16 protein-coding genes are annotated in these 22,568 nt (G+C 42.5%); 15 read left to right on the forward strand and 1 reads right to left on the reverse strand.

The features are described 5' to 3' along the window. Positions 1–95 precede the first annotated feature (95 nt). From H509_RS25160 to H509_RS0112735, 11 genes are all read left to right on the forward strand, one after another. Positions 96–695: an RNA polymerase sigma factor gene (locus tag H509_RS25160; protein WP_051287038.1), complete on the forward strand. Its 600-nt coding sequence runs from the start codon at positions 96–98 to the stop codon at positions 693–695. Next, complete coding sequence (locus H509_RS0112690) at positions 643–2,352, forward strand: DUF4179 domain-containing protein (RefSeq protein ID WP_084159172.1); 1,710 nt, start codon at positions 643–645, stop codon at positions 2,350–2,352. The genes H509_RS25160 and H509_RS0112690 overlap by 53 nt, the downstream gene beginning before the upstream one ends. 239 nt (positions 2,353–2,591) lie before the next feature. Continuing rightward, the gene (locus tag H509_RS26785; protein ID WP_051287040.1) at positions 2,592–4,163 is read left to right on the forward strand and encodes a diguanylate cyclase domain-containing protein; all 1,572 of its coding nucleotides are present in this window, start codon (positions 2,592–2,594) and stop codon (positions 4,161–4,163) included. Between the two features lie 432 nt (positions 4,164–4,595). Then, positions 4,596–4,967 carry a class Ib ribonucleoside-diphosphate reductase assembly flavoprotein NrdI gene (gene nrdI, locus H509_RS0112700; RefSeq protein ID WP_028545416.1) on the forward strand — a complete coding sequence of 124 codons (372 nt, stop codon included), beginning with the start codon at positions 4,596–4,598 and terminating at the stop codon, positions 4,965–4,967. A gap of 10 nt (positions 4,968–4,977) precedes the next feature. Next, positions 4,978–7,032 carry a class 1b ribonucleoside-diphosphate reductase subunit alpha gene (gene nrdE / locus H509_RS0112705; protein WP_245596067.1) on the forward strand — a complete coding sequence of 685 codons (2,055 nt, stop codon included), beginning with the start codon at positions 4,978–4,980 and terminating at the stop codon, positions 7,030–7,032. A gap of 13 nt (positions 7,033–7,045) precedes the next feature. Further along, positions 7,046–8,041, forward strand: coding sequence for a class 1b ribonucleoside-diphosphate reductase subunit beta (nrdF, locus tag H509_RS0112710; RefSeq protein WP_028545418.1), 996 nt, complete (start codon positions 7,046–7,048; stop codon positions 8,039–8,041). A 213-nt stretch (positions 8,042–8,254) separates the two neighbouring features. Next, positions 8,255–9,598: a branched-chain amino acid transport system II carrier protein gene (gene brnQ / locus H509_RS0112715; protein ID WP_028545419.1), complete on the forward strand. Its 1,344-nt coding sequence runs from the start codon at positions 8,255–8,257 to the stop codon at positions 9,596–9,598. 302 nt (positions 9,599–9,900) lie between these two features. Further along, positions 9,901–10,737, forward strand: coding sequence for a YitT family protein (locus H509_RS0112720; RefSeq protein WP_028545420.1), 837 nt, complete (start codon positions 9,901–9,903; stop codon positions 10,735–10,737). 200 nt (positions 10,738–10,937) lie between these two features. Beyond that, on the forward strand, positions 10,938–12,227 hold the full coding sequence (locus H509_RS0112725) for an alpha-L-fucosidase (protein ID WP_028545421.1): 1,290 nt from the start codon (positions 10,938–10,940) through the stop codon (positions 12,225–12,227). Positions 12,228–12,533: 306 nt separating this feature from the next. Then, positions 12,534–12,977 (forward strand): MarR family winged helix-turn-helix transcriptional regulator, encoded by a 444-nt coding sequence (locus tag H509_RS0112730; protein WP_028545422.1) that lies wholly within the window; start codon positions 12,534–12,536, stop codon positions 12,975–12,977. A gap of 258 nt (positions 12,978–13,235) precedes the next feature. Further along, positions 13,236–14,225: an inorganic phosphate transporter gene (locus H509_RS0112735; protein WP_028545423.1), complete on the forward strand. Its 990-nt coding sequence runs from the start codon at positions 13,236–13,238 to the stop codon at positions 14,223–14,225. A 127-nt stretch (positions 14,226–14,352) separates the two neighbouring features. Here H509_RS0112735 and H509_RS0112740 read toward each other — a convergent pair whose 3' ends face one another. Continuing rightward, on the reverse strand, positions 14,353–15,633 hold the full coding sequence (locus H509_RS0112740) for an adenylosuccinate synthase (RefSeq protein WP_028545424.1): 1,281 nt from the start codon (positions 15,631–15,633) through the stop codon (positions 14,353–14,355). 109 nt (positions 15,634–15,742) lie between these two features. Between H509_RS0112740 and H509_RS0112745 the strand changes: the two genes are divergently transcribed. The 4 genes from H509_RS0112745 to H509_RS0112765 all read left to right on the forward strand — a co-directional run bounded on the left by H509_RS0112745 (position 15,743) and on the right by H509_RS0112765 (position 22,555). Further along, positions 15,743–16,621: a LysR family transcriptional regulator gene (locus tag H509_RS0112745; RefSeq protein ID WP_028545425.1), complete on the forward strand. Its 879-nt coding sequence runs from the start codon at positions 15,743–15,745 to the stop codon at positions 16,619–16,621. Positions 16,622–17,666: 1,045 nt separating this feature from the next. Next, positions 17,667–20,369, forward strand: coding sequence for a class III lanthionine synthetase LanKC (lanKC, locus tag H509_RS0112755; protein WP_028545426.1), 2,703 nt, complete (start codon positions 17,667–17,669; stop codon positions 20,367–20,369). Positions 20,370–20,382: 13 nt separating this feature from the next. After that, a complete protein-coding gene (locus H509_RS0112760) occupies positions 20,383–21,711 on the forward strand; it encodes an MFS transporter (protein WP_169450901.1) in 1,329 nt (442 codons plus the stop codon). A gap of 100 nt (positions 21,712–21,811) precedes the next feature. Continuing rightward, positions 21,812–22,555 carry a YhcN/YlaJ family sporulation lipoprotein gene (locus H509_RS0112765; RefSeq protein WP_028545428.1) on the forward strand — a complete coding sequence of 248 codons (744 nt, stop codon included), beginning with the start codon at positions 21,812–21,814 and terminating at the stop codon, positions 22,553–22,555. Positions 22,556–22,568 lie beyond the last annotated feature (13 nt).

Raw genomic sequence — 22,568 nt, forward strand, 5'->3', positions numbered from 1 at the left:
GTCTTTTGCAAACTTATTTTTCAGTAACGTGAGAAATCTCTTTCACCATACTCGTCTATATAGATGTAAGTCACTTTGTAAAGAAGGAGAGAGTCATGAGCCGCCATCAGACAGAGGATGACATCATTGCAAGTATATTAGCCGGTAAGCCGGAGCGTTTCGCTGATCTGATCAACAAGTACAAGCAAAATGTGTACGGGATATTAATCGGCATGGGGGCGAGTCATGAAGATGCGCAGGATACCGCTCAAGAGGCCTTTATTAAAGCCTACCGCAAGCTTAGCTCGCATGAAAAAGGCAAGAGCTTTGCGGCCTGGTTGTACACAATTGTAGTCCGCACGTATCGCGACAGATTCAAACGTAAAGCGTTTATGTTGATCGAACTGGATACCGAACAGATGATCGAGGAGGATACACCCGAACTTATCTATTTGAAAGCAGAATCAAAAGAAGCAATCCAGCGTTTAGTCGGCGAATTGCCGGATGTGCAACGATTGGTTCTATTGTTGCGTTATACGGAAGAACTTACTTATGAAGAGATGTGTGAAGTGACAGGGCTATCGGTGCATCAGGTTAAAAATGCACTGTATCGAGGAAAGAAAGCCTTAAAATACCGCATTGAGCAAAAAGGAGCGAGTTCGTATGTCTGTGGAATGCATCAATCGGGTACGTATGGAACAATTAATGATCACTAAGCAGTTGGACACGGTAATGGATCATATAGAAGGCTGTACAACTTGCAGTCAACGGTTAAGGGCTTGTATGGAGGAGAGCCTGATGATGAAGGAAGCTTTATTCAGTTCGCAGCCAGACGAACAATTCACCGCCCAGGTGATGGCTCGTATTTTCAACTCTCAAGCACCATTTGCAGATATAGAGACACCTAAGCTAAATAATGTCCAGGGTTTGAACCGGAAGGGGCGCTTGCTCCGTGTTCGGTGGCCGCTAATAACAGCCGCTGTCATGCTGCTCGTGCTTATTTCCATGTGCTTCACACAACCTACGGTTGCCAATTGGATCAAATCGTTGTTTGGGACGGCGGATACGATAGATGTAAGTTTGCTGCATGCTGAACAGCTAGGCATTCATCACTTTGCAAATATCAAGGTGACAGACAAAGGCTATACACTTGAGATTAAAGAGGTAGTGGCAGATACTGCTCGTGCACTTATTGCCTATCGCTTAACAGATCCAAACGGAAAAGTGGACAATAATAGGTTTAATGCTGACATGATTGAGTTTATCGATGCATTAGGCAATTCTTTGGACGCAAGTGTCACAGGTAGAGAACCGTTAGGCGAGCTAACAGATACCGGGTATGATAAAACGGAGTATGAGGTTGCCAAATTTATGTTTAAAAATGCACCTGAAACGGATATCGTACACATGAGAGGTAATATAAACTACATTGGTCATGCATCGGAGAAGCCTGAGTTTCATGATTTGCTGCGTGGAGATTGGAGCTTTGCACTGGATATTAACATGGGAATGGCGAGAAAACAGATGCAGGTGATTCCACTGCATGGAGCCAACTATACAGCGCCAGATGGCACACAGATTGCAGCGACTCAGCTAATTTATCATAGCAGTGCCTATCAGATCGAGTTCCAAACAAAGCTTTCTCGAGTTGCTGCAAAATCATCAACCTTCGAACTGCCCTACGCCCACCAGCTAGGTTTCTACATGGAAGATCAAGGTGGAAATAAGATCGGCAGGGTGAATTACAATGCCCACCATAAGGATGAGGATTATCGCAGTAGTTTAGGCAACATGTACTGCCGTAACGACAACAAGGGGTCATCTGATGTTATCAGTTGCACGTACACCATTTATAATATCAGGGAAAACGTGCCTGATCCAGCTCGAATTGTAATTAAAAATTACAATCTTCCAGTGCAAACAACGGATTCGATAACTATTAATTTAGCACAATTAAAGACACAAGCTGCTGTTTGGAAGACGCAAGGTGATGTACTTACTGTAGAGGAAGTAGTCGGATTTGCAGATTCACGTCCTTATGTTAAGCAAGGTAAAGGAACATCATTGAAGCTGATCGTCTCGGGTGTGTTTGTTAATAACTTTACTTATGACGAATGGGTGGCTGTTGATGAAAACGGTCACGATTATCAGGTATACATCAATGGAGGGGGCTCAGCTTCTTATCATCATTTACAAGATGATCGAATGACATTTACTTTAAGCGGGGGTACCCCTGATGAACGACCTTTTGCCCTCATTGACGGTATGCAGCATGTACCACAGCAGCTCACGTTAACACGTAAAGTCACAGATAAATTATTTACAGGTCTGAATTGGAGTATCCCTTTACCTGTCCGTATTCATGTTAAATAGGGCTGCACTTCATAGTAATGATTGCTATTACAATGGTGAAGCAAGCGAGCAGCAATATCTGAATTAAACTTTAGAATTAAACTTCCTCAATCCTACAGTCCTCGGCTGTGGGATTTTTTATGGCTGATTGGAGCTGCGAGCTGATTTCTCTAAGGAAGATTAATCCTCTTTATAATCCATACGTCGAGGTATGGTATAATAACATATATTTTGTCGTTTTTGAGGTGAGTTCTACATCGATGATGATTAATTTGGTAGCGAATCTCTCACTCATGCTCGTCATATCATTTGTGTTTAGCTTGCTCTATAAAAGTAAGCCTTTCGGTATTCATTCGGATTTGAAGACGAAAGTGATTGTGGGAGTGATATACGGATCATTTGGTATTTTGTTAATGATGTTTAGTGTGAATGTAACCCCATCCGTCATTTTGGATTTTAGACAAATTGTAATTATTAGCGCGGCCTTTCTTGGCGGTATTCCATCTGCACTTATAAGCAGTCTCATCATTGTTATTAGCAGGGGGATCCTTTTTGGTGCGTTTAATTCATCTTCTATTATTGCGATGATAAGTGCGCTCATTCTCGGTATTGGCAGCGGGATCATCTGCACCTACACAAGAGGTTATTGGCAAAAATGGATTTTTAGCCTCGTATTCAGCATTATCGTTGTCTCGAGTTGTACTTATATTTTGATCGGGAATGAAGGTGTTGCCATCCTGCCACTATTTGTCGTCCTTGTGATGATAGGTGGGTTATTTAAAGCTTTCCTTGTTCGTTACTTCATGTCAACTAATAAACAGGAGACAGAACTTAGAGCGAATGAGGAGCGTTATCGGCTGCTGCACTCTCATTTGGAAGCAATTCTTCAATCAGCAACTGGCGTTGCTATCATTGCGACGGACCATAAAGGCCATATCTCCTTATTTAATAAGGGAGCTGAACTGCTCCTCGGGTATACAGAGCAGCAGATGATAGGGAAATCTACCAGTATGCTGTTTGATCATGTTATTGAAATATCGGAACTGGCGCGCAGTCAATCCGGGTCAGCAGCCTATCGTCTATCAGGTAGTGATATATTACGGAATGTACTTCATACATCAAGTTCATATGAAAGTGAATGGACGTATCAGAAGTCGGATGGAACTATCATTACCGTCAATTTAATCGTGACCTCGATAACGGACAACGCTGATCAGGCGGTCGGTTATTTGGGAGTTGCAACTGATATAACGGAACGTAAAGAAGCCGAAGCTAAGATGCGAGAGGCAAATGCAATGTTTCAAAAGCTGTCCACGATCGACGGCTTAACGGATATTCCGAACCGCAGAAGCTTTGATCAGGAGATCATCAGGTTATGGGAGCAAGCTAATCAGCATGATGTCGAATTATCGTTAATTATGCTTGATATTGATTGCTTTAAACAATACAATGACACTTACGGCCATCAGCGTGGGGACGATTGCTTGAAGATCGTGACAAGAGAATTACAGCGTACCCTTGCTAGGGATGATATGCTGGCTCGTTACGGGGGCGAAGAGTTCGCCGTTCTCCTGCCAGGCTCAGATTTGGAGCAGGCGAGCCGTATGGCTGAGCGTATTCGGAGCCATATAGAAGAGATGGCGATACGCCATGAATCGTCTACAGCAGGCCGTGTCGTATCGATTAGCGCGGGAATCGCATCTCGACGACAAGAAGGTGTCTCCACCCCCTCGGATCTCATACGTCTAGCAGATAGAGCCTTATATGATGCTAAGGCGGAAGGTAGAAATAGAGTGAAAGCTTCAGGTGCTGCTTACGTTATGAACAGATAGCAATATTCAAAAAACGCGGGATACGTGGTTTGGGGTATTATGCGAGAGAATAGAGGCTGCCTAGCTCCATTAGAAGGCGTAATAATGAACTTGATTATTGTGTAGAAATTGTTTATGCTACAACGTAACACTACATTTAGTGAATAACAATTTGTTATCATACTACATGTTGAGTAAATAAATGGTATGTGACGCTGGAGCCGGGATTCTGGTATAATCCAGAGCTGACCCTGCAACTTGGTCAAACTGCCCGCTCTTGACGGTTTCGCAGTATAGAAAATGGAAATAAGATACGGCTGATTGAAGCCTGATATGTATCTGTTGATGAATAGATACATTATTTGGGCTGTCATAAATGCTGTCGTCTCTTTCATTTGTTGCGAGACAAGCTTATTTCGTTTGTTGCACCAAACATAGTAACGGAGGGATCACGTGCTTATTGCCTATGATTCTAAGACTGGTAACGTGAAACGATTCGTGGACAAGCTTGATTTGCAGTGTGTGCGGGTGTCTGAGGATGCAGAGATGAACGAACCGTTTGTCCTTGTCACTTATACGACAGGCTTTGGGCAAGCGCCACAGTCAACGATGGACTTTTTGAAGCAGCGAAGCCATCTGCTGCGTGGTGTCGTTTCTAGCGGAAATATGAACTGGGGGATGCGCTATGGAATGGCTGCGGATCATATTGCCGAGTTATATTCCGTACCTGTTCTGATGAAGTTTGAGCTTAGCGGCACAAGAAAAGACGTAGAACAATTTATACAGGAGGTCCATAACATTGATACCAAAGTGGATACAGCTTAACAATGAGATCATGGTTCAGAAAAATGGAAGCTTTCAATTCGATAAGGATCGTGAAGCGGCAAAAAGTTACTTTGTCGATTACGTGAATCAAAATACAGTATTTTTCCACAATCTCGAAGAAAAGATTAACTATTTGATCGAGCATGAGTATTATGAGGACAATTTGTTTAACAAATATGAGTTTAAAGAAGTCAAAAAATTGTATGAGTATATTTATTCAAAAAAATTCCGCTTCCCTTCGTTTATGAGCGCATTTAAGTTCTATAACAATTATGCGATGAAAACAAATGACGATACGAAGTTTCTGGAACGTTATGAAGATCGGTTAGCGGTAGTATCCTTGTTCTTAGCTAATGGCGATATGAAAAAGGCGATGGAATATGCAGACCTGCTCATTTCACAAGAGTACCAGCCTGCTACACCAACGTTCCTAAATGCAGGGAAGAAGCGCAGGGGAGAATTAGTAAGCTGCTTCCTTCTGGAAGTAGATGACTCGATGAACTCGATCGGCTTTGCAATTAATTCGGCGTTGCAGCTCAGCAAGATCGGTGGAGGCGTCAGCCTTAACTTAAGCAAGATTCGTGGCGCAAGCGAGCAAATTAAAGGGCTGGATGGCAAGGCAAGTGGTGTACTGCCTGTCATGAAGTTGTTTGAAGATGCATTTTCCTATGCAAATCAGCTCGGCCAGCGTGACGGCAGCGGCGTCGTTTACTTAAACGTGTTCCATGCTGACATTCATGAGTTCCTCGACACAAAAAAAATTAACAGCGATGAGAAAATCCGAATCAAGACGTTGTCACTTGGTGTTGTCGCACCAAACAAGTTTATTGAGCTGGTTGAGAAAGATAAAGATATGTATCTGTTCTACCCACACACGGTATATCAGGAATACGGTGTACATATGGACGATATGGACATCTCTGAAATGTACGATGAACTAGTCAACAATCCGAACGTCCGCAAGAAAAAGATTGTTGCACGTGATCTCATTTTGAAGATCGCCCAAATTCAAATGGAATCTGGTTACCCCTACATTATGTTTGTAGATAATACAAATGAGTACCATGCGTTAAAAGAGCTTGGACGAGTAAAATTCTCCAACCTGTGCAGCGAAATTGCGCAGCTGAGCGAGGTATCAACCATTAACGATTATGGTGTGGATGATGTCATTAATCGGGATATTTCATGTAATCTCGGTTCACTTAATATCGTAAATGTGATGGCTAACAAAAGAATGCAAGAAACGGTTCACCGTTCGATGGACGCCTTAACAGAAGTGACGGACAAGAGCAACATTAGTATCGTTCCGTCGGTGGCCAAAGCGAATCGCGAGCTTCACTCTGTTGGCTTAGGTGCGATGAATTTGCATGGGTATTTGGCCAAAAATAAAATTGCTTACGAATCAAAGGAAGCTAGAGACTTCGTACGTGCCTTCTTTATGATGCTTAATTTCTATTCTCTTGAACGTTCTATGTTAATTGCGAAGGAACGTAATGAGACGTTTAAAGATTTTGAGAAGAGTGAATACGCAAGCGGCGCTTACTTTGATATGTATATGAAAAAAGATTTCCGTCCACAAACGGAACGCGTGCAGCAGTTGTTTGAAGGACATGTGATGCCAACGATGGAAGACTGGGTGCGTCTGAAGGAGCAGGTAATGGAGCATGGCTTGTACCATGCTTATCGATTGGCGATTGCCCCAACAGGATCGATTTCTTACTTGCAATCCTCAACAGCTTCCATAGCACCGATTACGCAAAAGATTGAAGAACGTGAATATGGCGACTCCAAAACGATATATCCGATGCCATTTATAAGTGAAGAGAACTACTTCTACTATAAAGAAGCTTATGACATGGATATGTTTAATTTGATCGATCTAGTAGCTGACGTTCAGGTTCATATTGATCAGGCGATCTCAACCGTTTTGTTTGTTAAAGACGATCTGACGACACGTGATCTCGCGAAATATTACATTTATGCACAGAAAAAAGGCTTAAAAACACTGTATTATACACGTACGAGAAAAAAGACGATTGATGAATGTGTCAGTTGTGTCATCTAAGGAGAGTTGATCCATGAGAAAATTTGAAGCGGTAAACTGGAATGCTCCTGAATCTGACTATATCGAGATGCTCTGGACGCAGAACACTTCTCAATTTTGGTTAGATACAGAAATTCCGATATCCAAAGATTTAAAAGCATGGTCAAAGATGAGTGACGATGAGAAATTGACCTATATGCACGTATTAGGTGGCTTAACGTTGCTGGATACGGAGCAGGGCAACGTTGGTATGCCCTTAATCGCTCAACATGTGGAGGGTAAACAGAAGAAAGCGATTCTCATCTTTCAAGCTGCAATGGAAGAAATTCATGCGAAGAGCTACAGCACCATCTTTACGACTGTAGCAAGCTCTGACATGATCGAAGAGACGTTTGAATGGGTGAAAGACAACAAGCACTTACAGCGCAAAACAGAAATTATTGATGATATTTATAAAGGAATTAGGGACAATGATCCTGTAAGCTTGTACAAAGCGATGGTTGCTTCAGTATTTTTGGAGAGCTTCCTGTTCTATTCCGGTTTCTTCTATCCTTTATTCCTTGCTGGACAAGGTAAAATGGTGGCGAGCGGCGAAATTATTAAGCTTATCATCCGCGACGAAAGTGTTCACGGTGTGTATGTGGGGCTGTTGGCTCAAGAAATTTATAGCCGCTTGAGCGAACAGGAACAGCAATCGTTGTACACCTATGTACACGAACTGCTCATTCAGTTATATGAGAATGAGTTGGAGTATACGGAGAACCTGTATGATGCGATCGGCCTGACCCACGAAGTGAAGAAGTATATCCGCTACAACGGTAATAAAGCATTGATGAACTTAGGCTTCGAGCCGCATTTCCCAGATGAAGAAGTAAATCCGGTAGTTCTGAACGGTATTCGTACCGAAACGAGCACACATGATTTCTTTTCAACGAAGGGCAGCGGATATCAGAAGGGCAAAGTCGAGCCATTACAGGACAAAGACTTTGTAGTGCTCAATGATCGTGTGAAGCAATCCGATATCTTCTAAATGTAGTGACAAACAACTGGGTTGAGAGACCCAGTTGTTTTGTTATACTTGAGAGATATGAACAATTGTACGTTTGTATATAATATAAGACGAGGACGTACATGTATTTAACCATATTCTATATTGTTCACGAGGTGTATACGATTACACTGATATAGGGGATGGCACACTTGGGAAAAGACATCTAGGAAAAGTCATCTAGGGGGTTACAGCTTGAAAGGTATATCAAACAAAAATGTATTTTTTATCGGATTGATGTTGTTTTCTTTATTTTTCGGCGCGGGTAACCTTATATTCCCACCCATTTTAGGTCAGCAAGCAGGAGAACATTTTATTCCAGCCATTGCGGGCTTTATATTAACAGGTGTTGGACTGCCTTTGCTGGCGGTTATTGCAATTGCGCTAACTGGCCGGGACATGCAGCACCTCGCAAGCCGGATCAGTCCGAAGTTTGGCATCTTTTTTGCCATTGTGGTATACGTATCGCTTGGACCATCTATGGGGATTCCGCGTGTAGCTAACGTGTCTTATGAGATGGGCTTCAGCACTTTTCTTGGCACAGACTTGGCTGCTAACCATTGGCCGCTGCTCCTGTATACGTTCGTCTTTTTTGCCATTGTATTTTGGCTAAGTTTAACCCCGTCCAAGCTTGTGGGTACGATAGGCAGTATTTTAACGCCTTTACTGCTTCTATCTATAGCTGCTTTATTTATTGCGGCTCTATTATTTCCGATAGGTGAAAGTGGTCCGGCTATCAATGAGTACGTGGACTCTCCAGGCATAGAGGGCTTTATGAAAGGCTACTTCACACTGGATGCCATCGCTGCCTTAGCCTTTGGTATTATCGTTATTAATTCGATCCGTAATCAAGGTGTAGAAGACAAGAAGATGATCACAAAAGCAACGATTCAAGCGGGTGTGATCGCTGGTATTGGCCTATCGTTAGTATACGCAGCTTTAGGTTATATGGGTCTTACAAGCGTGTCACTAGGATATGCGAATAACGGTGGTCAACTGCTGACACAAATCGTGCAGCATTTGTTTGGCGAATCAGGCTTAATTTTGCTGGCCGTCATCGTGACATTAGCTTGCTTGACGACATGTATTGGGCTTGTATCCGCATGTAGTCAATATTTTGCATCTTTGCAGACACGGGTATCCTATGGTTGGGTCACATTCGGGACGTGCCTGTTAGGATTATTAGTTGCCAATCTAGGGCTGGATACGATCTTATCGATATCTAAACCGATATTACTCGTCATTTATCCGGTATCGATTACGCTTATCCTGTTATCTTTCCTGCATAAATGGTTTAAAGGTATTCCCGCCGTATATGGTGGTGCACTTCTAGGTGCAGCCCTCATAAGTTTGTTTGACGGATTAAAAGCAGCGAAAATATCCATTGACTTTGCTGTACCGTATTTAAAGCATATTCCACTGTACGAACAAGGGGTAGGGTGGGCTATTCCAGCCATTGTTGGTGCTTGTTTGGGATATGTATGGGGACGTTTAAATAACAAACCTAAACAAACTTCAAAAGAACGACTTCATAAATAGTAAACTACAAAATGGCTTTTCAGGGAATTTGCTCTGAAAAGCCATTTTTGATATGGCCTAAACTACTAGTGCATATCAAAGTGTGTGGTAACGTTGCAAAAAGGGTGCAATCGTGTATAAGTGTGAAGAAATATGCATATTTTCATGATTGCACATACCTATTATCGTTTTTTTACGTGTTGACTAACGTATTTAGCTTGGATATAATTCATAAATTGTGTGTCAAAACGGACTAATATTTGTGTTTGTTACAGAGAACATTAATAACGCAAATTTGTTGTCTTATAAAGGGTGGGCATTTCATGAAGAAGACATTTAAAGACGTACTAATCATTATGGTAGGCGCTTTTATTTTTGCATTAGCTGTGAATCTTTTCGTAATCCCCAATCAATTAGGTGAGGGTGGAGTTACGGGAATAACGATTATTCTGTACTATTTGTTTAGCTGGTCGCCAGGTCTCGTTAACCTTATACTGAACGCCATTTTACTCATTGTAGGTTATAAGTTTTTAGATAAGACAACGACAATTTATACGATTGTAGCTGTTCTTTTTAATTCCTTGTTTTTACATTTAACAAAAAACTGGTATATTCCTTCAGACGAGCTTATGATCAACGCTATATTTGGTGGTGTCTTTGCTGGTGTGGGTATTGGTATGATTATTCGAGTAGGAGGGACGACCGCAGGTACAACGATTTTAGCTCGAATAACAAACAAATATTTAGATTGGAATATTAGTTACGGTCTTTTATTTTTTGATCTAATCGTAGCGTTCTCTTCTTATTTTATTATCGGGGCGGAAAGTCTGATGTTAACGATAGCGATGCTGTACGTGGGCACAAAGGTGATGGACTTTATTATTGAAGGAGTTAATCCTAAAAAGGCGGTAACGATAATTTCGACAGAACCCGACAAAATAGCCGAACAAGTTAATGTTCAAATGGATCGTGGGGTTACCGTTTATTCCGGTCATGGCTATTACACCAAAGAGCCAAAACAAATTTTATATATCGTTATTAGCAAGCAGGAAGTATCCGCATTAAAGAAAATTGTCAGATCGACCGATAAGGATGCTTTCATAACTATTCATGATGTACGTGATGTATTTGGTGAAGGATTTATTGATATTACGAAATAGTACATAACGACGAACAAGAGGTGATCTTCCAAATGAAAGTGTGGGAGGAGCCTCTTTTTTTGCAACATACCTAAATTAGGATCGGAATAAATACAACAAAACAAAGAAATGTACAAATGCACAATTTATAAATATATAAACCATTTGACGACAAAATATGAGATAATACGGAGGACTACCCACTCAAAGGAGGAGTAACCTTGGTACAAAAGTGGTTCGAGCAAGCCAAGCTTGGTATCTTTATTCATTATGGAATTTATGCAGTGGATGGCATCGCTGAATCTTGGTCCTTTTATAACGGTCGCATTTCCCACGAGCAGTACATGAAGCAATTAGATGGCTTTACGGCCAGTAGGTTCGATGCGGACAAGTGGGCAGACTTGATTGAGCAGTCAGGTGCGAAGTATGCGGTACTTACGACAAAGCATCATGATGGAGTAGCCTTATGGGATACGATGTACAGTGATCTTAACGTAGTGAAGCAGACGCCTGCGCAGCGTGATCTCATAAAAGAGTACGCAGATGCGATCACCCGAAAGGGAATCAAACTTGGAATGTACTATTCTTTAATTGATTGGTCTCACCCAGACTATCCAAGTGTATACGAGGGTGGCAAAGTACCAACGGATTTGAGCTCAGTTAATCGCTTCTCGAGTCCACTCGACGGTGTTCAAGATGAAGAGAAATGGAAGCGGTTCCTTGAATTCAACAATAATCAGTTACGTGAATTGCTGACCAATTATGGTCAAGTGGATTTACTCTGGTTTGATGGCGATTGGGAAAGAAGCGCAGAGCAATGGAACTTGCCGGAGTTCAAGCAATATCTGCAATCGTTTAACCCCGATATTATTATAAACTCCCGTCTGCAAGGACACGGAGATTATAAAACACCGGAACAAGGGATACCGATAACTCGACCTGAAGGACCTTGGGAATTTTGTACGACCATTAATAGTTCTTGGGGTTATCAGCCAAACGATCACCATTACAAAACACTTCATCAAATCATACGGATGTTTTGTGATTGTATTACGATGGGTGGCAACATGCTGCTTGATATTGGACCGTTGGAAGATGGGACGATTGATAAGCGGCAGGAGGACATTTTGCTCGGTCTAGGCGACTGGATTCGTACACATGAAGAAGCTGTGTTTGGTACAACGGAAGGCATTCATACACGTTATTACTTAGGCGGCAGTACAGTGTCACAAGATAAACGTTCTTTATACTTGTTCGTTTATGACGCACCTAAGGAATGTATTTGCTTAAAAGGTTTATCGAATAAAATTAATAAAATTACTGTTTTACATTCAGGTAAAGAGCTGACACATGATATACATGGTGGTGTGCCTTGGTTTAACATTCCAGGAACGACATGGATTCATATGACCCCAGAGGATACGCATGAGCAGGTCACTGTACTTAAATTGGAACTTGAAGGCGAGCTTGACATGTATGGAGGTTCTGGTGCAGTAGTCACCCATAATTAAGGGAATGACACGCTTTAGATGTAAGCTTCAGGCATATAGTTTATGTTATGCAATTTGAGATATCGATAACTCATTTTAAAACAACGTGGACCAGTTCCTCGTTGTTTTTTATTTTTGGTGTTTTGTCATGAGGTGACCTCAAGCGAGTGCTTGTACCTTACTGAAACGGTGCAGACATAACGACAGTGAAAAATAGGGCTGTCTGAGCGTAGTTGAAAGCTCTTGTAAAGGAAATGTAAAATTATTTATTTGCTTTGAGCAAACAAATAAATTATATTTAACTATATAATTTAACGGAGGGCTCATATGTCATCTTCACACGACGAGTTACGCAAGCTTGCGCTCGGAACTATTCGGCTTGTTCAGGAGTTTAAGAAAGCGCAGGAGTTGCGGACTGAAGTGGATCGCATTACGTTTGAAATATTGATGCTGGTCAAAAATCGAGGCAGAATCCGACCGTCTGATATTGCCAATGAGCTTCATTTTAACCCTTCCTCCATTACAAGACGTATACAAGCTTTGAAGCAATCTGGTCATATCTCGGTAACATCAGATCCTGCTGATCTGCGATCGAGTGTAATTAGTATCTCTTTGACTGGAGAAGAGGAACTGTTCAAGTTTTTGGATAAGAGTGCAGATGGATTAGAGCGTATAATGGAGCAGTGGGATGAAGATGATATTAAGCAGTTTGCTGATCTCTTATGTCGTTATACAGATACGATGAGGGATTGGCGGCTAAACAATGTATAACCTCATACAAGTTGCTAAATAAAGCCGTATACAGGTGGGAAATGGTACGGTTTTGTAAGGGTTATCGATCACTTTAGTGCTATGTTTCACAAAGTAATATACCAGGTAGAGGATTTGCAGGATTAAAGTATGAGGGAGCTGAGTAGATGGACAAGTTCGGCGAATATATGAGCTGCAAAAAGAGAATGAATAAGATGAAGACGTAACATGCATGTCTGAATATTACATACATTCTACATATGAATTAGGGGCTCGGACATGGATATTAACTTCTGGATATTAGGATTAGTTATTGTACTAGCACTTTCTTTTGACTTTATCAATGGATTTCACGATACGGCTAACGCGATCGCCACTTCCGTATCAACGCGCGCGTTAACACCTAAAGCTGCGATTATTCTTGCCGCTGTAATGAATTTTATCGGTGCTATCTTATTTACAGGGGTAGCCGAAACGATCGGGGGAAGCGTTGCTAATCCCGCCGAACTGGATAATGGTATTCAAATTGTTATTGCAACGCTTATTGCTGCGATTATATGGAATTTGGTGACATGGTGGTTTGGTATTCCTTCCTCCTCCTCTCACGCCTTGATTGGGGCATTGACAGGCGCGGTTTTTGTAGGTGCTGGCGCTAGTATGGTGAAGTGGAATGGTTTTATTGATATTGTGAAGGCGCTCATTTTCTCACCACTGATCGGGTTTGCGATCGGGTACATCATTATGAAGCTGCTGAAATGGATTTTTGCTAGCCGTAACCCGCATTCCGTTAACAGAGGATTTCGTACGATGCAAATTTTTACGGCTGCACTTCAAGCTTTTACGCATGGCACAAATGATGCGCAGAAAGCGATGGGAATTATTACGTTTGCTCTCGTCTCAGCAGGCACACAGGATACGTTGGCTGTGCCGCTTTGGGTGAAGTTGTCTGCCGCCACCGCAATTGCCTTAGGCTCATCTGTTGGCGGATGGAAAATTATTAAAACGATGGGGTCCAAAATATTTAAGATTGAACCGATTAATGGATTTGCTGCTGACATTACTGGAGCTAGTGTAATCTTTACGGCAACGATGCTTCATCTGCCAGTTAGTACAACACATGTGATCACGTCTGCTATTCTTGGTGTCGGTTCTGCCAAACGTTTCTCTTCTGTTAAATGGTCTCTTGCTGGAAGGATCGTTGTAACATGGTTTATTACGATTCCGATTACTGCTCTGTTGGCAGGCTTAGTATATACAATATTGTTCTAAAAGAAGGGGTTGAATGACTCGCCAATTGTGGCGGTTCATTCAACCCCTTTTTAGCAGGAGCTGTGTCGTTTGCAGCTTCGAATGGAACATGAGCGATTGGCCGTATCGATGCACGTGCTCCTCATTGCTAGCGGGAAATGATTTGTTCTCGCCGCGGGCCAACAGACAAGGTGGCTACGCGCACTCCAATGGCCGCCTCAACAAAATGAACGTATTGCTTTGCTTCCACAGGAAGATCTGCAAATGATCTCACATGCGATATATTACTTTTCCAACCCGGTAGCCGTTGCAGGACAGGGGTTGCAGCCTCTAGCTGAGCAGTTGCAGGAAAATGGCTTGTGACGTTCGTATCACTCAGCTTATAGCCGATACAGACTGGAATCTCATCGAGGTATCCAAGTACATCGAGATTCGTTAACGCCACCTCGGTTGCACCCTGAAGCTTGCAGCCATAACGGGTTGCAACAGTATCGAGCCAACCTACACGCCGCGGTCTGCCTGTAGTTGCACCGTACTCGCCAGCATCGCCGCCAAGCCGCCTTAATTGTTCTGCTTCTTCTCCGTGCAGCTCGGTTACAAAAGGACCTGCCCCGACGCAGCTTGAATATGCTTTGACAACGGCGATTACCCTTGTGATCGCATAGGGTGGAAGTCCTGCTCCTACAGGCGCAAATCCCGCTAGCGTTGAGGACGAGGTTGAGTAAGGATAAATTCCGTGATCAGGATCGCGTAGCGCACCAAGCTGTCCTTCGAGCAGGATGTCTTCACCGTTGGCATAAGCTTCATGCAATATAGAAGTCGTATCGCCAACAAATGGCTTTAACAGCTCTGCTTGCTCTAGCAGCTCCTTCAGCAGCGATTCAAGTTGCAGAGGAGTGTGCTTATATAAATGTTCCAACAACACATTTTTAGAAGCTAAAGATTGCTCAAGACGGCTGCGAAGTCGCGTTTTATCATATAGATCAGCGACCTGAATGCCGAGCTTTGCATATTTATCTGCGTAAAATGGAGCGATGCCACGCTTGGTTGAACCAAAGCTTTGCGATCCAAGTCGTAGCTCTTCGAGCTCATCAAAAAGTCGATGCACAGGCAACACCATTTGCGCGCGATCAGATATGACAAGTTTTGGTTCTGGCACTCCTCTTGTTAGAAGTGAGTTCCGTTCTTGCAGCAATACATTAACGTCAAGCGCAGTACCTGGGCCAATGATGTTGGTTACGTTAGAGTAAAATACGCCCGATGGCAACATATGTAATGAAAACTTTCCATAATCGTTAATGATCGTATGGCCTGCATTACTACCACCTTGATAACGTACGACATAACTTGACGTTGCCGCCAACACATCTGTCATCTTTCCTTTACCTTCATCGCCCCAGTTTGCACCTACTATTGCTGTAACTGTCAATTTATTCGCCTCCCGAGCTTGTTATTATGCTTCATCTCTCATTATAATGAAGGTATAATCATAAATAAAATTGATATTAATAATACCTATCATAAGGAGTGATAATGATATGGAAATTAATTTGGAATGGTATCGTGTCTTTTATTGGACAGCTTGCACGAGCAGCCTTACAAGAGCAGCGGAACGGCTGCACATTACACAGCCTGCGGTTAGTCATACATTAAAGCAATTGGAGATGAAGCTTGGCGGGCAGTTGTTTGTCCGCACATCCAGAGGGGTCAAGCTAACAACTGAAGGCGAAGTCCTCTTCAAATATGTGGAGCAAGCGTTCAGCTTTGTGGCGGCGGGCGAGAAAAAAATCGGTGAGATGCACCAACTCCAAACGGGGGAAATCAATATCGGGGCCAGCGATACGTTATGCAAACATTACTTGCTGCCGTATTTAGAGCAGTACCATGAGCAGTACCCCGAGATTCGGATTCGAGTCACTAATCGAACAACACCTGAAACACTTTCACTGCTGAAAGAAGGTAAAATTGATTTTGGCATCGTTAATTTGCCTGCGGAAGATGCTAAAGTTGAATTTCGTACAAGCTCTGTACTGCAAGATTGTCTGGTGGGAGGAAAGCGCTACGCAGCTAAAGGAGGTACAGCTTTGCCGCTTCAACAAATTCATCATTACCCGCTATTAATGTTAGAATCAGGAGGCAGTACGAGACATTTTATCGATACATATGCTTCTAGTTTTGGTGTTACTTTACGACCAGACTTCGAATTGGGCAGCATTGATTTGCTTGTACAGTTTGCGCGCAGTGGTTTCGGGCTTGCATTTGTGATAGGTAACTATGTGGAGAAGGAATTGGCCGCTGGTGACTTGATCGAGATTCCTTTAGTTCCGGCAATACCTGAACGTCAAATTGGTATTGCGACATTACGTGGCGTACCTCTATCTGCGGCTTCCGCTCGTTTCCTGGAACTGCTGCCCTAACACGCGGCACATGGCTGACTGCATCAAGTTTCATTCCAAGTGGGAGGGAAGATAGTTTTCTTAGCGGGGGAGGGGGAGCCAACTGGATGGCATAAAATTCAGCGCTTGACGATTTAGCTTAGCAGCTATATTATAATAGTTAATTAATAGGATGACGTCATTACCTGTTAAGCTACGAGTATATGGTGCAATTAAGCTCACTGTGCTCGCCTCTAATTACATCAAGCTAGTAAGACACTTCTCCGTTTATTTCACATTTTTGATAATCGAACATCCTTCCTTTTAGTTGATTTGAATCCACATATGCTGTTTGCTAAACAATTTCCAATTACTTTCCCTGTTATCTCCTTAAATTCTGACTTCTCCTACATTCAGACAGCTTTATCGTCACATGATGCATAACGTCTATTTGTGCTGTATCTCGTCGTACTCTACACGTATGCACTTTCATTATTCTTCCTAATCGTTTATGAGGCAACTATGCGGTAATTTCCCCTTTTCTTTAAGTCTACCCTTTTACGGCTTTGAAAGAACTTCTGATATGCAATCACTACTTTTATGATTAGTGCGGGTGTATTCCGTTGTGTCTACAGTTATAATGTATGCGCTTTCAAATTAGGCGGGTTGGAAGCCAAGCTTCAGAGGTCCTTGTTCCGCTCATTAACATGGAACTATATTATTTTGACTATTGAAATCAAAACGGTCGCCCAAGTAGAAAAAAATAGTTTGAAATTAATATTTAAAAATCTACTTGACATCCGATAAAAAGATGTATATTATAGCATTACAAACAAGAAATAACATAAATGAAATAAATATCCATTTATATTTGAAGGGAGGTTATCCAGATGGGTAGAATTCTCAATCTTCAAAAGTTGCAAACGGCAAGCAAGTTGTCTGATTTGGATCAAGAGGCAATCAGCATTTCTTCTTGTGATTCTCAAAGCTGCTAATTGTAAATGGATGAGCGAAGGACAGTGTGATTCACACTGTCCTTCTACTTAATTGTAGTGTGTATTTGGAATAAAGGAGGCGCTTTGATCTTATGAAGCCGGAATTTCTCAGGTATCAATTAAACCGCGTAATTAAAAGTGAATATTATGAATCCTTTGATAGATATATCCCAACGCATGAACTGATGGCAATCGTTCACCCGCGGCTGCCGTCCGAATGGGTGACTCGCCAATCGAACGTATGGTGTTATGTGACACCATCTGGATACAAGCAGCCGCGTCAAGGATGGAAAATTCATATTTCCTCTATTCCTCAGCATTGCTGTGAGGTGCTGCTTGTAGTTGCGGAAATGTTGTTTAAAGAAGGGATACCTTTTAAATTTTTACGAGATACTAGGTTAGCTCGATTGTCTGGGGGCAAGATGTGGCGACGAGAGGCTGGAGGCAAATTTATTACGATATACCCCAAAGATGATCATATATTTGCTTCTATCATTGAACAATTGAGGCTAGCCTTACAACTATACAACGGACCTTACATATTAACGGATCGCAGATACAAAGATTCCAGTACTGTCTATTATCGGTACGGAGGGTTTGATGGATTTTCGTTATTAACGCCTATGGGGGATCGACGGCACTACTTAGTGTCTCCTGAGGGAGAACATCATCCGGACATGCGTCTGCCGTATTTTACTCCACCGGCCTGGGTAGATGATCCATTTCCCGACGATGAAGACAGCGCTGATTCCCCTTATCTCAAGGATGGACGTTACCGCATCGATAGTGCGTTAAGTTTCTCCATGCATGGTGGTGTGTACATCGCAACAGATATGACGACCAATCAGGAAGTCATCATCAAAGAAGCGAGACCATACACACAAGTGGACGAACAAGGACATGATGCCGTATATCGTCTCCGCAAAGAATATGATATTTTAATGCTGCTCGCTGAAACAAATGTGGCTCCACAACCCCTTGATCTGTTTCAGGATTGGGAGCATACTTTTCTCGTGGAAGAGTACATTCCTGGCATACCACTTAACCGCTTCTTTGTGACACACACTCCGCTTATGTATGGAAACCCAAGTGACGACATGAAACACAATTATTTAAGCAAATTACAAAAAATATGGATTTCGCTAGCGCATGGTGTAGCAAAATGCCATGAACACAATCTCGTTTGCTGTGACCTGTCCATTACCAATGTTATATTACGTGATGTAGAAGAAGGCTCTGTAACACTTATTGACATGGAATCAGGTTTTCGAAATAGGATCGATCGTTCCAGTTCCATCTTTACACCTGGCTATTCTACACGAGATGTGAACCAGGCCCCCAGGTTCGAGGATGATATTTATTCATTAGGCGCCATTATGTTGGCGCTGCTGCTGCCTGTAAATAGCATTTATGAGATTGATCCCTCGAAAAAAAATACTTTTTTAGAAGCGTTCGCGCTGGATTTGGGCATGCCAGTTGCTATGCAACAGCTTATAAAAGCTTGTATTCATCCTGATCCTTCTCTACGTCCAACTGCTCAGTGCATCGTGGAAGAGCTAGAGAAATTGCAGATGAAGATCATGCCAGAGCAGCCACTTGTACGTATGACGAAGGAACAATTACTAGATACAACAGCTGGCATAGTCCGCTATGTCATGCATAACGCAGATTATTATCGGACGGATCGTCTATTTCCTGCAGATCCAATTATATTCCAGTTGAATCCGCTTAGCATTAGTCATGGTGCAGCAGGAGTAGCTCATGCGCTGCGAATTATTACGGGTGAAGTGCCAAAGCCAGTATTAGCTTGGATGTTGGCACGAACGATGTCAATTGATCATATTCCGCCAGGATTATTTACAGGTACTTCTGGAATCGCATGGGTGCTGTTGGATGCAGGTCTACGTGAACCGGCTGAACGTTTGATGCACAATATTCAGGATCATCCTATGCTTTGGCAATCTGCGAATTTATTTTCGGGAGCTTCAGGATACGGCATGGCTTGTTTACATTTTTACCATACAACAAAAGACGATCACTGGTTGCAGCAAGCTGTTCGGGTAGGTGATTACATAGTTGCTGCCAAACAGGCTGCTGAGGAAGGAAGCTATTGGCTGGATGCTGAAGGTGATGCTTGGTATGGTCTCGCTCAGGGATCAAGTGGTGTCGCGTTATATTTGTTGTATTTAAGCATAGCGACGAATAATTCCTGTTATTTGGAGGCGGGTGAACAAGCGCTTGCATTTGAGCTTGGACATTTAGGTGAAATTGCAGAAGGTCATCTAAGTGTTCGCCGAGGTAAGGTAGCTGCCCCCGACCATGTGTTATCCCATTATTGGCAGGACGGTTCAGCAGGTGTTGCCACTGTATTGGTACGTTATTGGGCACATACGGCTAAGTCCCCATATTATGATGTTTTAACAAGGCTTGCAAAAGATACGTGCAAAAAGTACACTAATTTCCCTTGCTTATTTAAAGGGTTGTCAGGCTTGGGCAATTTGCTAATAGATATGTATCAGTTTACTAATGATGAGCACTATTTGGAAGCGGCGCATCGAGCTGCTAGTGGTGTGATGCTGTACCGATTGGAGCGCCCTAACGGTATTGCCTTCCCAGGAGAACAACTGATGAAAATATCAACAGATTATGCAACTGGGTCAGCAGGTATAGCGGTATTTTTACATCGTCTGGCACATAGTGAACAGAAGCTAAACAATTTTAACTTCACACTGGATTATTTGTTGGAGCCTGCTAGTAAAGCTAATGCGTGTACCGACGCAAGCGTTACGGTGTAATGCCTCATACAGAGTGCCAAGGAAGAGTGATGATCGGATGAAGCCTTCTTGTAATCTATCTACTTATGCGCAGTTGTTCCGAAATCGTACGTTGATGATGCTGTGGAGCGGCGGCATTATTTCTCTGGTTGGAGATATATTTTTTAATATTGCAATTGTTTGGGCCGTCTATTCGCATAGTCAATCGATGCTTCAATCTTCACTTGTGCAAGTCGTCTGGCATGTTAATCGTCTATTGATGGGATTTGTAGCAGGTACTGTAGCGGATCGTTACAATCGTAAATTTATTATGGTGAGCACAAATGTATTGGCAAGTACAATTATTGGGTTATTGGCGGTTGTTGTCTGGAAATGGGATAACCCGCCAGTTGTAGTAACGCTATGTTTTGTATTTCTTTTAAACGGCATTACTACATTTATGACACCTGCTCAAAGCTCAGTCATACCTGAAGTGGTCGGACCTAAATTGCTTGCAGACGCTACCGGCACTTATTCGATCTTATCTCGTGTATTTTATATCGTAGGCAGTAGTGTTGCAGGAATTTTTATTTCCTTTTACGGTGTACTGTCGGCGATTATCGTGAATGCATGCTCTTTTCTAGCGGCGGCACTATTTATTTTGCCTCTTCAATTGCCAACAAACATCAAGTCTGATCAAGAAGCGGTTAAAAAGCCCTCTTTTTTTCGTGAGATGAGGAATGGCTGGCAAGAGGTGACCAAAATCCCGATATTAAAAACGATCATCTTGTTAGGTATGCTCATCAATGTAGCTTCTTTTATGGGACCACTGCTGCCAGGATTAGTCGATCAGCAGCTTAATGCTGGGGCAGCGGCATTGGGCAGTATTGAGGCGGCCGCCGTTGTAGGAGCAATTTTGGCAGGTTTATTTGCGGGTTCTCTGGAACGCAAAATTGGTGCTGGACGCGTCATGATTGTAGGTTTATGTATTGTTGGCTTGTCTGTTCTCGGCATTGCGATGTCCACTTGGCTTCCACTAACGTTGGTGTTGTTTACTATTCGTATGCTTGGTATGACGATGACAAACATTGCGATGGGGACGGCGATCCAATTAGTCATTTCCCAAGAATTTCGGGGAAGAGCCTGGGGGATCTCGTCCAGTGTTGCAGTCATTGCAATCCCGATTAGCAGCTTAATAGGGGGGTATGCAGCCGATTTCTTTGGAGCTGCACCACTTTATATGGTAGGAGGGATTTGGTTTTTGTGTTGTGCTTCCTTTATAGGTGTAAAAAAGGAAATAAGGACGCTTCGCTTGCACACCATTTACGAGTCACACGCGAAGAAAGAAATGGTGGCACAGGCGGGTATAACGTCATCACAGTAATTGCCCATCGTTATGGCTACTGACCCGTATAAGATGATATCAAATGCGCATGCTACAACAAAGGCGAATTGTATTACTAGCCAGATAGGAGTGCGCATTTATGAATAATAAGATTGTTGTCTGGAGTGTCATAGCGAGTGCAATACTAGTGATGGGAATGACAGGTTGTAGCGCAAATCATAATATGGAAGCAAAATCGTCGCATCCACAAACAGCAATTCATCCACAGTCGAACAAACCCTATAGTATGAATGCGAATCAACTGGAACGAAGATACTATACGTATAACGGTCACCATACACAAACGGCTAATCCAATCGATCGAAATTACGTGACCGCAAACAATGGTTCCAAACATTCTTTTAAAAGGATGGTTATAAACGATAAGATTGCTGCACGATTAGAACGTATAGAGGAGATTAAGTCCGCTAAAGTGTTAGTAACAGATCGAAATGCTTACGTTGGTGTGGCTTTAAAAGTCAAGGCAGCTTTAAATAATAATCAAGGCAGTCGAAACAGCCGCATGAAGACGGATTATGCAAGCCCTGCACGAATGGGCTCTTATCATGCCCGAACGTCCAACACGGGAATGCAAGTACAAATACTAAATGAACAACTGATCGCCCAAATAAAAAACGAAGTAAAACAAATGGAACCTCATTGTCAGGAAGTATACGTATCTGCTGATTCAAGCTTGCTGGAACGGTTAAATCAGTACACACAATATGTCAAGCAAGGACACCAGTTAAGCGGCCTTCATATTGAATTTCAACACTTGGCCAATTATGTATTTCCGCTCGATGGGCTAGATGATAAACGTACCCGCATGCTGCCTAGAAATTAGTAGCGTGTTCTGC

Origin of the sequence: Paenibacillus taiwanensis DSM 18679, assembly GCF_000425125.1 — a bacterium.
Lineage (GTDB): Bacteria > Bacillota > Bacilli > Paenibacillales > Paenibacillaceae > Paenibacillus_B > Paenibacillus_B taiwanensis.

Bases quoted from the DNA above. Each gene is read 5' to 3' on its own strand.
- nrdF (WP_028545418.1), top strand. From the start codon at position 7,046: ATGAGAAAATTTGAAGCGGTAAACTGGAATGCTCCTGAATCTGACTAT.
- H509_RS0112730 (WP_028545422.1), top strand. From the start codon at position 12,534: ATGTCATCTTCACACGACGAGTTACGCAAGCTTGCGCTCGGAACTATT.
- H509_RS0112765 (WP_028545428.1), top strand. From the start codon at position 21,812: ATGAATAATAAGATTGTTGTCTGGAGTGTCATAGCGAGTGCAATACTA.
- H509_RS25160 (WP_051287038.1), top strand. From the start codon at position 96: ATGAGCCGCCATCAGACAGAGGATGACATCATTGCAAGTATATTAGCC.
- H509_RS0112735 (WP_028545423.1), top strand. From the start codon at position 13,236: ATGGATATTAACTTCTGGATATTAGGATTAGTTATTGTACTAGCACTT.
- H509_RS0112690 (WP_084159172.1), top strand. From the start codon at position 643: ATGTCTGTGGAATGCATCAATCGGGTACGTATGGAACAATTAATGATC.
- nrdE (WP_245596067.1), top strand. From the start codon at position 4,978: ATGGTTCAGAAAAATGGAAGCTTTCAATTCGATAAGGATCGTGAAGCG.
- lanKC (WP_028545426.1), top strand. From the start codon at position 17,667: ATGAAGCCGGAATTTCTCAGGTATCAATTAAACCGCGTAATTAAAAGT.
- H509_RS26785 (WP_051287040.1), top strand. From the start codon at position 2,592: ATGATGATTAATTTGGTAGCGAATCTCTCACTCATGCTCGTCATATCA.
- H509_RS0112720 (WP_028545420.1), top strand. From the start codon at position 9,901: ATGAAGAAGACATTTAAAGACGTACTAATCATTATGGTAGGCGCTTTT.
- H509_RS0112745 (WP_028545425.1), top strand. From the start codon at position 15,743: ATGGAAATTAATTTGGAATGGTATCGTGTCTTTTATTGGACAGCTTGC.